General features: G+C 69.5%; 10 protein-coding genes. 7 read left to right on the forward strand and 3 right to left on the reverse strand.

Annotation, left to right across the window (positions count from 1 at the left end; genetic code table 11):
• Window positions 1-135: 135 nt before the first annotated feature.
• The gene (locus tag Q664_RS50510) at window positions 136-1,353 is read right to left on the reverse strand and encodes a VWA domain-containing protein (RefSeq protein ID WP_043414430.1); all 1,218 of its coding nucleotides are present in this window, start codon (window positions 1,351-1,353) and stop codon (window positions 136-138) included.
• 94 nt (window positions 1,354-1,447) lie between these two features.
• On the opposite strand from Q664_RS50510, the gene Q664_RS50515 reads away from it, so the two are divergent.
• The 4 genes from Q664_RS50515 to Q664_RS50530 all read left to right on the forward strand — a co-directional run bounded on the left by Q664_RS50515 (window position 1,448) and on the right by Q664_RS50530 (window position 7,604).
• A complete protein-coding gene (locus tag Q664_RS50515) occupies window positions 1,448-2,347 on the forward strand; it encodes a histone deacetylase family protein (RefSeq protein WP_043414433.1) in 900 nt (299 codons plus the stop codon).
• A gap of 106 nt (window positions 2,348-2,453) precedes the next feature.
• Complete coding sequence (locus Q664_RS50520) at window positions 2,454-4,532, forward strand: sulfatase family protein (protein WP_160174678.1); 2,079 nt, start codon at window positions 2,454-2,456, stop codon at window positions 4,530-4,532.
• Window positions 4,529-6,763 carry a sulfatase family protein gene (locus Q664_RS50525; RefSeq protein ID WP_152622839.1) on the forward strand — a complete coding sequence of 745 codons (2,235 nt, stop codon included), beginning with the start codon at window positions 4,529-4,531 and terminating at the stop codon, window positions 6,761-6,763. The genes Q664_RS50520 and Q664_RS50525 overlap by 4 nt, the downstream gene beginning before the upstream one ends.
• 46 nt (window positions 6,764-6,809) lie before the next feature.
• Entirely contained in the window at window positions 6,810-7,604 is a 795-nt protein-coding gene (locus tag Q664_RS50530; RefSeq protein ID WP_043414442.1) for a hypothetical protein, read from the forward strand.
• A gap of 79 nt (window positions 7,605-7,683) precedes the next feature.
• Here Q664_RS50530 and Q664_RS50535 read toward each other — a convergent pair whose 3' ends face one another.
• Together Q664_RS50535 and Q664_RS50540 are read right to left on the reverse strand one after the other, a co-directional pair.
• Complete coding sequence (locus Q664_RS50535) at window positions 7,684-9,093, reverse strand: vWA domain-containing protein (RefSeq protein ID WP_043414445.1); 1,410 nt, start codon at window positions 9,091-9,093, stop codon at window positions 7,684-7,686.
• Window positions 9,094-9,256: 163 nt separating this feature from the next.
• A complete protein-coding gene (locus tag Q664_RS50540) occupies window positions 9,257-10,588 on the reverse strand; it encodes a hypothetical protein (RefSeq protein ID WP_152622840.1) in 1,332 nt (443 codons plus the stop codon).
• Between the two features lie 425 nt (window positions 10,589-11,013).
• Between Q664_RS50540 and Q664_RS53920 the strand changes: the two genes are divergently transcribed.
• The 3 genes from Q664_RS53920 to Q664_RS50555 all read left to right on the forward strand — a co-directional run bounded on the left by Q664_RS53920 (window position 11,014) and on the right by Q664_RS50555 (window position 14,988).
• Entirely contained in the window at window positions 11,014-12,684 is a 1,671-nt protein-coding gene (locus Q664_RS53920; RefSeq protein ID WP_160174679.1) for a B12-binding domain-containing radical SAM protein, read from the forward strand.
• A 51-nt stretch (window positions 12,685-12,735) separates the two neighbouring features.
• Window positions 12,736-13,023 carry a hypothetical protein gene (locus tag Q664_RS50550; protein ID WP_052519720.1) on the forward strand — a complete coding sequence of 96 codons (288 nt, stop codon included), beginning with the start codon at window positions 12,736-12,738 and terminating at the stop codon, window positions 13,021-13,023.
• A 102-nt stretch (window positions 13,024-13,125) separates the two neighbouring features.
• The gene (locus Q664_RS50555; RefSeq protein WP_043414451.1) at window positions 13,126-14,988 is read left to right on the forward strand and encodes a RiPP maturation radical SAM C-methyltransferase; all 1,863 of its coding nucleotides are present in this window, start codon (window positions 13,126-13,128) and stop codon (window positions 14,986-14,988) included.
• The last annotated feature ends 3 nt before the right edge of the window (window positions 14,989-14,991 follow it).

The following is a 14,991-nucleotide window of genomic DNA, read 5'->3' on the forward strand; positions in this document are numbered from 1 at the left end:
CGGGGCCCCAAGTGGCTCGCAACCCGAGTGCTCCAGATACCCTCACCCCGTCCCTCTCCCGAGGGGAGAGGGGTGATTGGGGCCCTCGGATGATTGGGGCACTCGGGTGATGGGGCCCTGGCGTGGACTGCTCGCTCAGTAGGTCAGGCCGTACTTCGCCGCCTTCTCCTTCACTCCCTTCATCACGTTCGCGTCGAACGAGTCGTCCTTGTCCGCCACGTTCTTCGCCCTCCAGGCGTCCCGCTCCGCCGCCAGCTTCGCCGCCTTCTCCTCCAGCGCCTTCCGCTCCCCCGCCAGTTGCTTCACCTTCGCGTCCCGCGCCGCCGCGTCCAGCCCCTTCAACTCCTGCGGCAGCTCGTCGGCCTTCACGCTCGCCAGCGCCTCCGGCTGCGCCGCCAGATCCACCGCTCCCCCCACCGCCTCCGGCGCGCTGCTCACCGACGCGGCGGCCCCCGCTCCCTTCCCCGCTCCACGCGTCGTCTTCAGGAACTGGATGCGCTCCGCCGCCGCCTCCGGCGCCAGGGTCGCCATCTGCTCCGCCCTCGCCCGGTTCGCCACCTGCGCTTCCTTCTTCCCCGCGTACAGCGTCTTGCTCGCCAGCTCCGCGTTCACCTTCGCCAGCTCCGCGTCATACGGCGTCGCCACCGCCACCATTCCTCCCGACTGCTCCAGCGACTCGTACCGCCCGTCCGTCGTCTTCGCCGCCAGCTTCCAGTGCGTCTCCGTCTCCGGGTCCCCTCCACACCGCACCGTGTTCACCACGATGTGCTTCTCCGCCGCCCGCTTCACCCAGTGCTTGAAGTTCCAGTCGTCGTTGCGCTGCGCCGGCGGCGCGTCCCCCACCAGGAAGATGAGCTTCATCGTCTCCCGGCTCTGGTCCCACGACAGCTTCGACACCGCCTCGCCCAACCCACGCCCCACGTGCTCCGGCGTGTCACCGCCTCCGTCCGCCTGCAGCTTCCGCAGATGCGTGAAGAGGCCGTCCAGGTCCTCCGTCAGCTCGTACCGCTTCGTCACGTAGGCGTCCCCCACGTCCCGGTACGCCACCAGCCCCACCCGCACCCGCGGCGTGGGCTTGCCCTGTGCGATGCGCGACGCGATGGAGAAGATCTTCTGCTTCGCCCCCTCGATCAGCCCCGACATCGAGCCCGTCGTGTCCAGCACGAACACCACGTCGATCCTCGGACGCATCTGCTGCTGCTGGGACGGCGGGGGCTGGGCCTGTGCCCCCTGCACCTGGGGCTGGGACTGGGCGGGCTTCTGGGGCGCCTCGGCGAGGGCCAGGGGAGACGCGAACGCAACGAGGGCCAGCGCGGCCCCGAGCATGGGGCGCGAAACGGACTTCAGGGTCATGGCAGGGCTCCGGGGAGAGGTAATCCGGGTCGAAATTCCAGCGCGCGCTCGCTGGTGTAACGGACGAGCCTCCCCTTGGGTCTAATGTCCCCCCGTGCGCGTCTTCCACTGCGACCAATACGCCGTCCCCCTCCCTCCCGGGCACCGCTTCCCCATGGAGAAGTACCGGCTGCTGCGCGAGCTCCTCCTGGAGCGCGGCGTGCTCTCCCCCGGCCAGCTCCAGCCCTCCGCCCCCATCTCGCGCACGGACCTGGAGCGCGTCCACACCCCGCGCTATCTCGACGCCCTCTGGACCGGCACCCTCTCCGAGGCCGAGCTCCGCCGCCTGGGCTTCCCCTGGTCCGAGAACCTGCTCGTGCGCTCGTGCGCCTCCGTGGGTGGCACCGTGGGCGCCGCCCGCGCGGCCCTCGAGGACGGCATCTCCGGCAACCTCGCCGGTGGCACCCACCACGCCTTCCCCGACCACGGCGAGGGCTACTGCGTCTTCAACGACATCGCCGTGGCCATCCGCGTCCTCCAGGCCGAGCGGCGCATCCAGCGCGCCGTCGTCGTGGACCTCGACGTCCACCAGGGCAACGGCACCGCCGCCGTCTTCCAGGGCGATGACTCCGTCTTCACCTTCTCCATCCACGGCGAGCACAACTTCCCCTTCCGCAAGCAGCGCTCCAGCCGCGACGTGGGGCTGCCCGATGGCGTGAACGACAGCGCCTACCTCGATGTGCTCGTCACCCACCTGCCCGAGGTGCTCGAGGCCGCGGGCGCCGACATCCTCTTCTACCAGGCCGGGGTGGACCCGCTCGCCGAGGACTCGCTCGGCCGGCTGTCCCTCACCCACTCCGGCATGCGCGAGCGCGACCGGTTCGTGCTGCAGGCCGCGTGGCACCGCGGTCTCCCCATCGTGCTCACCCTCGGGGGCGGCTACGCGAAGCCCATCACCGCCACCCTGGAGGCCCACGTGGGCACCTACGAGACCGCCCACTCCGTCTGCCGGTGAGGAATGACCCTCCGGGCGCCCCCCCGCCGGGACCGGGCACGGGCAGGGGAGCTTCCCGGCCGCAATTCCTTGCATGCCCCTCGGCGGATCGGGTTTCTTGCCCGGCATGAGTTCTCACCCGCCCGCTTCCCGGGTCTCGAGGGCACTGCCCTGGCTCGAGGCGGCTGGCCTGGGCGCCGGCCTCCTCCTGGCCGTGCACCTGCTCTCGCTCGGCGCCTTCCTGCTCCCCGCGTGGCGGCAACTCACCGGCCAGGTGCGGGACGAGATGTCCGCCCTCACCACCCACATCCTCGGGTTCCAGGCCGCGCTCGTCCTGGGTGTGGTGCTCGTGGGTGCCCTGTGCGGCGTGGCGGCCCGCGTCCTCCTGCTCGGGCTCGGCCTCCGTCCCTCCCGCCTCCGGGTGGCTGGTCTAGGTGCGCTGCTCGCCGCCGCCCAGGTGGCTCGGACCATCGCCCACCGCCCCGCCCTCTTCGAGGACATGCTCTGGCGCATGGGTGGCCTCCGCGCGCACTTCCAGGTGGCGCTGGTGGAGGGCCTTGGCGAGCGGAACCTGGACCTGCTCCTGCTCGGCCTCGGCGCCGCCTGGGCCGTGGCCGCGCTCGTGCGGCACCACCGGCTCCTGCTCGGACGCAAGGCCCTCTTCACCGGCGGGGCGGTGCTCCTCGTGGCCCTCGCCTCCGCGCTGCCGATGAGGAGCACCTCCCAGTCCAAGGGCAGGTCCATCATCATCCTCGCCGCCGATTCGCTCCGGCCCGACCGCTTCACCTCCGAGGGCAACCCGCGCGACACCACGCCCCACCTGGATGCCCTGCGGAGCAAGAGCCTGTGGGTGGCCAACCACTTCGTGCCCATCGCCAGCACCACCGCGTCGTGGACCTCGCTGCTCACGGGCGTCTACCCGCACCGCCACGGCATCAGGGATCTCTTCCCCCGCGCCGAGGTGTCCAACGTGCTCCTGCCCACGCTCCCCAGCGTGCTCGCCGCCCAGGGCTACAACACCGCCGTGGTGAGCGACTACGCCGGCGAGATGTTCAACCGCGTCCGCTACGGCTTCGACGTCGTCGACGCCCCGCCCGAAACGAGCGTCGAGGTCTTCGCGGACCGTGAGTCCTTCCAGCGCCTGCCCCTCGCGCTCGCCTTCTTCAGTGGCCCGCTCGGCCAGCGGCTGTTCCCCGTGGCCCGCTACCTCCCGGTGAACGCGGACCCTTCCGTCCTCACCGGGCGCGTCCTCGCCCAGCTCGAGCGGCTCGAGGCCAGCGACAAGCCCTTCCTCCTGGTGGCCTTCTACTCCGTCACCCACGCGCCCTTCGCTCCGCCCATGCCGGACGCGAACGCCTACACCCGGCCGGACTACACGGGCTCCAGCCGCTACTCCTACGAGCTCCAGCAGCTCAACGACCTCGCCCGCGTCTCCGACCGTCCGGCCGACACGGACATCGAGCAGATCCGCGCCCTCTACGACGGCAGCCTCAGGGCCTTTGATCGCGAGGTGGGCCGGCTCGTCGAGCGGCTCGAGGCCGATGGCGTCCAGGACCGGCTGCTCGTCGTGACGGGAGACCACGGGGAGAACCTCTTCGAGCCCGGCACCACCACCGAGCACGGCAAGTGGTTCGAGGGCGGTGACGCCGCCAACCGCACCGCCTTGTTGCTCCAGGGCCCCGGCATCACGCCCGGCATCCGCGAGGGGCTCGCCAGCGGGGTGGACCTGATGCCCACGCTCCTCGACGCGCTCCAGCTCGAGGTGCCCGAGGGCCTCGACGGCCGCTCCCTGCTCCAGCCGCTCCCCGAGGACCGCACCGTCTTCGCCGAGACCACCCTCTGGCTCGGCGGCCCCCGGTCTCAACCGCCCGGTGCCCTCACCTACCCGGCCCTGCTGGAGCTGCTGGAGGTCGAGCCCGGCACGCATGCGCTCGTGCTCAAGCGCTCGTGGATGGATCGGACGGTGACCGCCAAGCTCCGCGCCGCGCGGCGGGGACCCTGGGAGCTCGTCTACATGCCGACGAACGAGTCGCCCCGCTGGCGGCTGTTCGACTTGAAGGCGGATCCCCACGCGCAGCGGGACCTCTCCAGCGAGCACCCGGACGTCACCGCCTCGCTGCGAGCCGAGCTGCTGCGCTGGATGGAGCAGGATCCGTTGCGCTGGCTGGACGCGCGTGAGCACCTCGTCTACCGGGAGGAACAATGATGCGCGCGCGGATGCTCGTGCTGCTGGTGCTGCTGGCCGGCGCGCTGGGGCTGGCCTTCACCCTGAGGCCCCACGCCGCGCCCCCCACGTCCCCGCGGCTCATCGATGCCCTGGCCAACGCCCTCGAGGTCCCGGCGCCCCCCGCGGAGCCGGCGCTGCTCGAGCTGGAGCGCTTCCCGGACACCACGGGCCACGCCGCGCTCGCCGTGCCCCTCCCGGTGGAGCCCGTACGCGGCTTCGTGCTCCGCGTGCGGATGGCCCCCACCGATGGCCCCCGCCCCGCCATCACCCTGCGCAGCCTCGACGCCGCCGAGGCCGCGGCCTTCGGAGGCCAGCCCCGGCCCATCGACGGGCCCCTCCCCGGCAAGGAGCTGGGGCCCTGCCTGCGGTCCTCGCGCGCCCCCAACGGACAGTGGATGTGCCAGCGCTTCGCCCACCTGCCCTCGAACGCGGGGGCGGGCCTGCTCGTCATCTCCGGCGCGGCCAACGCCGTGCGGCGCATCGAGGTGCTGAACGCGGACATGCCGGACTGGCGCACCCCGGGCAACCCCATCCTCTCGCGCCTCATCCGCCGCGCCGCCAACGCCAGCCCGACGGGCTCCAGCTGGCGCACGGGGCTCGTGGCACGTCCCGGCGGCCGCTACACCTTCGAGGTCACCCTGCCCGAGCGCGCCGAGCTCTGGGTGGGCCTGGGCCACGAGCAGGGCTCGCGCGGAGCCCCGGTGCGCTTCATCGCCCGCCAGGATGACCGCGTGCTGCTCGACGAGGTGGTGCCTGCGGACCTGAAGTGGCACGACCAGCGGCTGCGTCTGGAGGGCGAGGCCGGCCAGCGCTCGCGCATCACCCTGGAGGCCCAGGCCGCCGGCGGCACGGGCGAGGCGCGCGGTCTCTGGTCCACCCCCCGCGTCATGAGCGCCTCGTCCGCTCCCAACATCCTGCTCATCACCGTGGACGCCCTGCGCGCCGACCACCTGGGCACCTATGGATATGGGCGCAACACCTCGCCGATGATCGATCACGTGGCGCGCTCGGGCGTCCAGTTCGACCGCGCGACCGCCCAGTCCTGCCTGACCTGGCCCTCCATCACCTCCCTGATGACCGGCCGCTACCCCCTCGGCACCGGCGTCCAGGAGCGCGGGCAGCGGCCCCCGCCCGACCTCGCCACCCTTCCCCAGCTCCTCGCCGCGCACGGCTACGACACCTTCGCGGGCACGGACCAGGCGCTCTTCCCGCCCATCGACCTGTCCGACTTCGACGACGCCGACCGCATCAACGTCTTCATCAAGCCCTCGCCGCGGAAGCAGCTCGAGCGGCTCGCCGCGCAGTTCGCCGACCACCCCACCTTCGCCTGGTTCCACCTGGAGAACGTCCACTACCCGCTCACCCCCCGGCAGCCACTCCGGTTCGACCCCGGCTACGAGGGGCGCTTCCAGAACGCCTTCACCCAGGAGGATCACAACCAGTTCATGTCCCCTGGGGACGTCACGCCCCGCGAGCAGGAGCACATCAACGCGCTCTACGACTCGGCCATCGTGGACGCGGACCAGGAGATCCAGGCGATGCTCGCCACGCTGGACCAGCACGGCGTGCTGGAGCGCACCATCGTCGTCATCACCGCGGACCATGGCGAGCGGCTCGGCGAGCACGGTGCCGTGCTCGAGCACGTCGCGCCCCACCATTCCGTCCTCCAGGTCCCGCTCATCATCGCCTGGGAGGGGAAGCTCGCCGTCGGGCAGCGCATCCCGTCCCGCGTCCAGCTCATCGATGTGTTCCCCACCCTGCTCTCGCTCGCCGGAGTGCCGCACCCGCCCGGGCTGGACGGGAGGGACCTGTCCCCCGCGCTCCGGGGCGAGCCGCTCCCCGACGTCCCCGCCTACGCCGACTGCAAGGGCTACTTCTTCGCGCGGTACCAGGGCGACGAGCTCGTCATCATCAACCCCGAGGGCAAGGAGTCCGTGCTCTCCTACGGCCTGCGCACCACCGTGAAGCCGCGCGAGCTGTATGACCTGGCGAAGGATCCATCCGGACAGCGCGACATCGCCGGAGAGGAGTCCGCCCGGGCCGAAGCGGCCTCCACCGCCCTCCGCGCGGAGCTCGAGCGGTGGAAGCGCCGGAGCACCACCGCGGAGCAGGGCCACATCGGCCAGGCCGCCATCGAGGCCCTCCAGCAGGCCGGCTACCTCCAGGGGACGCCGGACCCCGAGGTGGAGACGGCCCGGCCCCGCGAATGACCCGGGGGAGGTCCACGCGGGCCGGGCTCTCGGGTAGGCTCGGGGGATGAACCAGAACCCCCCGGTGTGGATGCGCGGAGTCCTGCTCGCCGCGTGGATGACGGGCACCCTCGCCCATGCGCACCAGACGCCTCCCGGTGAGGTCTACCCGGACGTCCGCCGCTCGGAGCAGGGCTTCGTCGTGACGTACCGCTCGTCCATCGAGGACCGCTACTTCTCCCGGCCGTACGGCCTCGATGGAAAGCCCTCGGCCGAGCCCAAGGTCATCCCCGAATCCAAGGTCCCGCCCACCATCCGGACCGTCAACCGGTGGCCCAAGGTCCCGGGCATGTCCGACGAGACCGAGCAGGCCGTCCTCGAGCGCGTCTTCCTCGGGTTCGGTACGAGCGCCGCCATCGTGAGCGATGGCAGGAACGTGGAGTGGATCCGCATCTACCGGGGAGAGGCCCTGCGGTGCATCCTGAAGATCGCCACCCTCGAGCAGCGCTGTATCCGGTTCGGGCAGATCCTCGATGGCCCCATGGGCCTCTCGCTGCTCGCCGAGCCGCTGTGGAACGGCTCCGAGCGCGGCGTCTTCTGGATCAACGAGTACTACCAACTGGTGTTCAGCACCTGGGAGGCCTATTCCCACGGACCCGTGCGGACCCGGCTCGTATGGAATGAGTTCGGCCCGGACACCTCGCTGACCTCCGCGGTGAACGGCGACGTGGCCATGGTGGCCGCCCATGTTCCCAATGAGAAGGGGCTGTTCCAGGTCGCGACGTGGACCATGCGTTGGCCCACGCGTCCCGCGGCCCCGGGCAAGGAGCCCCAGGTGACGGGCTCAACCCAGGGCCCGTGATACCCTCACCCCGTCCCTCTCCCGGAGGGCGAGGGGTTGTGACGCGGCCCTCCCTTTTGGCCCACGGCGCGCGGCGGGTTCAGCGCACCATCAACGCGGCGAGCTTGCTCGCGAGCTCCGCCTCGGTGCGCAGCGGCGCGTCGTCCAGCACCTCCGCCTCCGCGTGCATCAGGGCCGCCGTCCGGTCCGCCACCTCGCGGGCCTGCACGTGCTCGCCCTTCATCCATTTGTCACAGGCCATCCGCGCCCCCAGGATGAAGTTCGTCAGCGCCACCGTCTTGCGCACCGTGCGCTGCGAGTACCACGCCTCCGAGGACACGAGCGGCTCGCTGCCCTCGTAGCTCGCCGTGAGGGTGACCGCCGTGCCCGAGTTCCCCTCCGCCGCGTTGTAGGAGAACGCGCTCGTCACCAGCTGCTGGTTGGGTGACACCGGCCCCTGCTCCGGCCGGCTGAGCCGCGCCAGCACCGCGCCCCGGCGCCGCGAGAGGAACACCGTGGCCACGTCCATCACCGCCTCACTCGCCCCGGGCTCCACTCCGGGCAGGCCGTACACCGCCTCCACCCGGGAGCCCTCGGCCGGCGTGAGCGCCATCTTCAAGTCGTAGGCGATGGGCGTCACCAGGAAGTCGAAGTCCTCGTCGAACACCTTCCGCGTCCGCTCCGCGTCGCTCAGGTAGAAGTAGTTGGAGCCGCGCACGGCCGACATCTTCGTGACGAGCGCCTGCCCGAACGCGATGTTCACGCCGAACACCGTCGTGTCCCGGCCCTTCTGGGAGTTTTCACGCAGCAGCTCCATGAACTCGCCATCACCCGTGGCGCCCACGTTGGGCATCGCGTCCGTGAAGAGGAAGAGCCGCCGGGCCCGTGACGGATCCACCTGCCTCGTGGCGAGCTGCTTGAACCCCTCGCGCAGCCCACACTCGATGCACGTGCCGCCCGCATCCTGGATGGTGCCGATGGAGCGCTTGAGCGCCGCGCGATCCTTGACCGGGCCCTGCGACACCAGCGTGCTGACCGAGTTATCGAAGATGACCAGCGAGAGGGTGTCGTTCTGGTCCAGCTTGTCCACCAGCGTGCGCGCGGCGGCCTTCACCGCCTCCATCGGCTCGCCCTCCATGGAGCCCGAGTGGTCGATGACCAGCGCCACGTCGAGCGGCTTGCGGCGGAAGGTGGCCGGGTCCACGCCCGAGGAGAACCCCACCTGCACGAACACCTCCTGACGCCCCGTGTCGAGGGCCGGCGCGATGGCCGTCGCCGTGCTCAGACACAGCACCTGCTCGCAGGGCGGGCCCTCGAGGGGCAGGTCATGCTCCGCGAAGAGCCCCTCGGCGACGAAGTCCTCCGGCCTCGGTATCTGTCCTTGGTCGATCTTCGTGCGAGCCAGCGCGATGTCTTGCGAACCACCCGGGGCCGCGCCAAAGCCCGAGCCACCACCACAGCCCACCAACGACAAAGCCGCCCACAGCGCGGCCAGATGCTTTCGCGTCATGTCTGTCATCCTCCAGGAAAGGGGACCTCGCGCCACAGCAAGTCCCGTTCCGCACGCAAACCCTTGATTTCACGGTACGCGAGTACACGGAGGTTCCTCTCCCCTGACAGCCATGTCCTGGCTGGGAATGGAGCGGGAAAGGAGAAGACATGCGCGACAGCGCTCAAGGACTCCGAGGGCAGGGAGGACTGCTGGGGCAGCGCCCTTCGGCGTCCCGAGGCGTCGTCTGCGTGCAGCCCGCCACCCGGGCGAAGCTGTTCGTCGCCAGGAAGCCCACCGCGTCGGAGCCCTCCCATCCCCGCAGGATGCCGTGCCCCGCGCTGTCCTCGATGCGCGAGTTGGCGATGAAGGCCGCACCCGGTTGTTGGAAGACGAGAATGGCCGAGCTGACGTCGAACGAGCCGGGCAGGTAATTGCAGCCGTAGCCCGAGCATTGGCAGGCGCCACCGGCATGGCGAACCCATACGGATTCCAGCCGGCTGTCCGGGCTCAGCCCATCGAAGCGGATGCCCGCCCAGTCCCCCGCGGCGGGCGTGGCCCGGGCGGAGGTGAAGACCACCGGACGCGAGGCCGTGCCCACGGCGATGAGCGCGCTGCGAACGTCATACACCCGGAGCGTCTTCTCGGGCCGGAAGCGCAGCTCGACCCCCGCCTCCACGGTGACGGTGGCCCCGAAGCTGGAGTTGCCCACCTGCAACCCGTCCATGACGTAGGGCACGCCCAGGTCCCGCACCGTGGCATCCGCGCCGACGAAGAAGACGCTGGACGACGCCACATCCGGGCTGACGAAGACGGTGTCCGAGCGGTTGCCCGTATAGGTACCGGAGGGCAACGTGCCCAAGGCGTTGGGGTTGATGGCCAGCGGCTCCGGACGTGCCTCACTTCCCGAGCCACGAATGACCAACGCCGTGGAGCCCTCGGCGAAGCCGCTCGTGCCATTGAGCAGCACGCCCGGTCCTCGCGAGCCCTCGATGGTGACATGGTCCACGAAGAGCGGCCTCGGACCGGGGAGGTCCGCGCCCGCGCTCACGCGCACGGTGGCCTCGGCGGACGAGGGGTTTCCACCGCCCGACAGCACCGTCCACGTCAGCCGCGCGGAGCCTCCGGTGTAGATGCGGAACTGGCCCCAGGGCTGGCTCGCCTCCTGGGGCTCGAAGCGCACGGGACGCGCCTGCGTGCCCGCGGTGACGAGCGAGCCACCACTGTCCAATCCGATGGAGCGGGCCGGCCCCATGCGCACGACGGTGCAGGGCTCCACCGTCACCGTCGCGCGCACCAGCAGGTCCCCCACGACGACATGAGGGCTGGAAGCGGACCACGTCTCGGCAGCGGAGATGGTGCCCTGGTGCTCGATGGGCGCGCCCGTGGGCGTGGAGCACGCGGGCTCGGGCTGCCCCGCGTCCGGCTGCCCCGAGGGCTCTCGCGGCTCACAACCCGCCAGGGCACCCGCCATGATCCACCACGTCAGCACACTGCTTCGCGAACAAGAGTTCATTGTTCGTGCCTCCTGTAGACCACTCCTGGAGTGAAAGCCAACTCACACTCGTGGCCAATGGCCGCTCATGACCCATGCCCAGCTCCACGCCCCCGCCCGTCAACGACAGACAGGTCTTGGATGCGTTGGAACACGCGATGTTGAACATTCAACAGACGAGACAACATCAAACATTGAGTGTCCACGGGAATGCTTGAGGTCCAAAACACCTCGAAGGAGCATCACAGGACTTGTCCATGCGCATCTCGCGCCGGACCGGAAGAGCCATGAGCCAGCGGCCAGGTCCACGGAGCACGCCCATCATCAAGCCGCCGGTCCTCGCGCCTGGGTGCCCCCCGGAGGAACGTCCGCAGTGGCTGCAATCGCCGCCGGTCCGCTCACACAAGCGGTGCCTGTGGATCTCCGCGGAGGCGAGCTTTCGCGGCGTGCCGAGCACACGTCCACCCGCCCTTCCCCGCTGGAAGACATCGCTCCGCCAGTTCAAGAGCTTGTCGATGCCGCTCGGCCTGATGACCGCGATCAACTACTTTCCCCAGTCCTGGGAACACCGGCTGATCGACGAGCGCATCGGCACTCCTGTCTGTGAACAGGACCTGGAGTGGGCCGACATCGTGTTCCTCTCGGGCATGTACATCGAAGCCCGGCGAGCCAACGAGATCGCCACGCACGCGCGGCGATGGGGCGCCATCTCGGTCATCGGTGGGCCTGGAGTCATCCTCAATCCAGACCTGGCCGCGAGCTTCGATATCGTCCATATCGGCGACCTGGGTGATCGGACCTACGAGCTCGTCCAGTGGCTCGACGCCAACGAGCACCCTCCGCCGTGGCAGATCCGCTTCCAGACCGACGACACCATCCCGATGGATTTGCAGCCGCTGCCGGCGCTGGAGAAGATCGACACCCGGCACTACACGTCCGCGATGGTGCAGTTCCAGAAGGGTTGCCCCTACCTCTGCGAATTCTGCGACATCATCGAGATATTTGGCCGGGTGCCGCAGTCGAAGTCGCCCGAGCGCTACCTCCGTGAGCTCGACCTGCTCTACGACTCCGGCTGGCGCGGGCGGGTGACGTGCGTGTCCGACAACTTCCACGCCAATCCCAAGACCGCCCGCGAGATGTTGCGAGCCATCGCCGGCTGGCAACAGCGCCACGACTACCCATTCCAATTCGACACCGCCGCGACCCTGGACGTGGCGGACCGGGAGGAGCTCCTCGGCCTGTACCGCGACGCGGGCTTCAAGGTCCTCGGGATTGGGATCGAAAGCTCGGAAGTGGATACGCTGCTGCGCATCCAGAAGAAGCAGAACACCCGTCATCCGGTGGCCGAGTCGATCCGGAAGATCAACGCCCACGGCATCGAGGTCGCGGGCTCTCTCATCCTCGGGTTCGACACCGACACCCGTACGTCTGGCGCTGCCCAGGTCGCGTTCGTGGAGAGCGCGAACATCGTCCTGATCGGCATCACCATGTTGACCGCGCTGAAAGGCACGCAGCTCTATCGCCGCATGGAGCACGAAGGGCGGCTGCGGCCAGAGTGGCCGTACATGCATTACAAGCTCGGCCAGGACGTGGTGCAGCAGATGTTCACCGAGACGGTCGATGGGCTGTACGAACCCAGGAGCATGCTGCGGCGCTTGACCTACCAGGTCGAGCACGTGCGCCCCAAGCAGCGGGCCGCGAGCCGTACCGGGCTGGCACTCGCATGGCAGTCCCTGGGTGACGCGGTCTCGCGCCGACTGGGCCGGCCCGCCAGGATGACGCTCGATAGCCGTGGACGGCCTGTCCCGGTGCAGCCGCCCGCGCTCCGGCTCCCGGAGCACATCACGGGAGGACTGCTCGCCATGTGGAAGCTGGGCGTCGTCTGGGAGGATCGCTCACACTACTGGAAATACATACGAGCGTGCGCGCGGCAACGCGACCTCAAGAGCGCCTTGCTGAGTCCCATGGCGGTCGCTCGATTGCTCGACGCGGTGCGAGCGAACCGGAACGAGGCCTCCGAGCCACGGAACCCGGCCGCACAGGCCGCTGAAAACACCCCCGGGGAGACAAAATTGCCCGCGAGCCTCGAGCAGGGTTCGTTGGCGAGAACACCGTGACCCTGGGCTCCGCTGTCTCACCACGCAACACCCCACGAGAGGAGCAGCAGCATGGATTTCTGGCAGAGTCTGGGCAAGGCATGGGCGCAGATCGTCGCGAAGACCTGGACGGATGAAGCGTTCAAGAAACAGGTCGAAGCCGATCCTGTCGCGGTGCTCAAGCAGTATGGCGTCGATTGCACCGGCAAGGTCGATATCAAGTTGATGAAGAATACGGCCACCGGCATGATCGGCCTGCCGCTGCCCGCGAAGCCCGAAGGTCTGGGTGATCAGAGCTCGCGCCTGTGGGCGGAAGGCGGCACGCAGTTCTGCAGCACCTGTAGCACCTGCAGTAGCTGACCCACCCGCCGTCCCGAGTGCAACGCGAGCCTGGGTCGTGTGCTCCAGGCCTCGCGAGCACGCGCGGCGTCATCCGTGCACGAGCTGCGCCCCCGCGGAGCCATGGTCGACACCCTTCTCATCTCCCCGCCATTCTCGGCGCTCGATCGTCCGTCGCTCGCTCTGCACCTGCTCCAGGCGTGCGCGCGCGACGCTGGCTTCGACGTCCGCATCCTGTACGCGAATATGCGGTTCGCCGCGAAGATCGGCGTCAAACGCTACGATACCATCGGCTTCGCGGCGGCCACGTCGCTCGTGGGCGAGCGCATCTTCGCCGCCGCCGCCTACGGCCTGGAGCCGCTCGGACAATGTCCGGCCGACATGTTCGATCCCAACCTCCTGGTCGGCAAGAGCCGCTCGATCGCGTTCGAGCACCACTCGGGTTTCCCCATCAGCCTCGAGGAGCTGTATTCCATCGAAGCGCTGGCCGCGCCATTCGCGGATGCCATCGCCCAGATGGTGGTGGAAGCCCGGCCGAGGATCGTGGGATGCACGACCTGCTATGACGAGACCGCGGCCAGCATCGCGATCCTCAAGCGCATCAAGGCCCTGTCGCCCGACATCATCACCATCATCGGCGGCTCGAATTGTGAAGGAGCGATGGCCGAGGGCATCGCCAGCCTGTCGCCGGCCATCGATCACGTGTTCTCAGGCGAGAGCGAAGAGTCCTTCGTGCGCTTCTTGCGTGCGGTCGCGGCGGGACAGGTTCCCCGCGACCGCGTGGTGCGCGGCTCGCCGGTGCGGCGCATGGATGACCTGCCGACGCCGCGCTTCGACGACTACTACGAGCAGATGGCGGCTCACCTTCCGGACAGTGTGCACGGCAGCGCCATGGTGCTGCCCTACGAGAGCAGCCGCGGGTGCTGGTGGGGCGCGGTTCATCACTGCACCTTCTGCGGCATCAGCGAAGAGGCCATGGGGTTTCGCGAGAAGTCCCCCGAGCGCGTTCTCCAGGAGCTCGGCGAGTTGCTCCAGCACCACCCGGAGCCGAACGTGTTCATGGTCGACAACATCATGCCGCGCCGGTACTTCCAGACGTTGATTCCGAGGCTGGCGGCCGCGTTCCCGGGCTTGCGGCTGTTCTACGAGCAAAAAGCCAACCTCCGCCTCGAGCACGTCGTCGCCCTCGAGCAAGCAGGAGTCCACGAGATCCAGCCCGGTATCGAGAGTTTCTCCAGCCAACTGCTGCGGCGCATGGATAAAGGAGTCACGGGGCGGCAGAACGTCGCGCTCCTCCGCTACGCGCGGGCCGTGGACATCTCGGTGCTGTGGAATCTCTTGTGGGGGATCCCCGGAGAGACCGCCGATGAACACGCGGAGGTCGCGGCGCTCTTGCCGCTGCTCCGCCACCTGCCGCCACCCAACGGCCTGGTGCACGTCTCCATCGACCGGTTCAGCCCGTATTTCGAGCGGCCCGACAAATACGGAATCCGCCGCCTCGAGCCACTTCCTTCGTACACCTGGACCTTGCCGGAGCATGCCGACGCGCGTCAGGTCGCGTTCCACTTCTGGGGCGACTACGACAGCGCGCTCTACGAGCAGCCCACGCTGCTGCGCACCCTGTATGACGAGGTCGCGCGGTGGATCGAGGCCTGGCGCGGAGCCGCCAGACGGCCGGCCCTGACCATCCAGCCCGTGTTTGGTGACTGGTTCCTGCTGACCGACACACGGGGTCTACCCGGTCTCCCGGAGACCGAGGTCATCGAGCGCTCGAAGGCCCTGGCCGCGCTCGTGACCCAGCCGCTGGACAGCGCGCTCGAGGCCGAGTGGGCCATGGCCAGGAAGGTGGCTGTCCCGCTGGAGGGCCACCTGGTTGCCCTCGCCGTCGCGCCCGCGGCACTGTTGCAACAGTTCGAGGCCCAAAGCCGTCGCGCTCACTCGCGCCCGGAACAGGCGGGCCTGACTCTCGTGTCCGCCGAAGGATGATGG

The sequence above is a fragment of the Archangium violaceum Cb vi76 genome (assembly GCF_000733295.1).
GTDB classification, from domain to species: domain Bacteria; phylum Myxococcota; class Myxococcia; order Myxococcales; family Myxococcaceae; genus Archangium; species Archangium violaceum.

What these genes read in the sequence shown, in the direction of transcription:
- Q664_RS50540 (WP_152622840.1), bottom strand. Translation starts at nt 10,588, where the DNA reads ATGAACTCTTGTTCGCGAAGCAGTGTGCTGACGTGGTGGATCATGGCG.
- Q664_RS50535 (WP_043414445.1), bottom strand. Translation starts at nt 9,093, where the DNA reads ATGACGCGAAAGCATCTGGCCGCGCTGTGGGCGGCTTTGTCGTTGGTG.
- Q664_RS50550 (WP_052519720.1), top strand. Translation starts at nt 12,736, where the DNA reads ATGGATTTCTGGCAGAGTCTGGGCAAGGCATGGGCGCAGATCGTCGCG.
- Q664_RS50530 (WP_043414442.1), top strand. Translation starts at nt 6,810, where the DNA reads ATGAACCAGAACCCCCCGGTGTGGATGCGCGGAGTCCTGCTCGCCGCG.
- Q664_RS50520 (WP_160174678.1), top strand. Translation starts at nt 2,454, where the DNA reads ATGAGTTCTCACCCGCCCGCTTCCCGGGTCTCGAGGGCACTGCCCTGG.
- Q664_RS50555 (WP_043414451.1), top strand. Translation starts at nt 13,126, where the DNA reads ATGGTCGACACCCTTCTCATCTCCCCGCCATTCTCGGCGCTCGATCGT.
- Q664_RS50525 (WP_152622839.1), top strand. Translation starts at nt 4,529, where the DNA reads ATGATGCGCGCGCGGATGCTCGTGCTGCTGGTGCTGCTGGCCGGCGCG.
- Q664_RS50510 (WP_043414430.1), bottom strand. Translation starts at nt 1,353, where the DNA reads ATGACCCTGAAGTCCGTTTCGCGCCCCATGCTCGGGGCCGCGCTGGCC.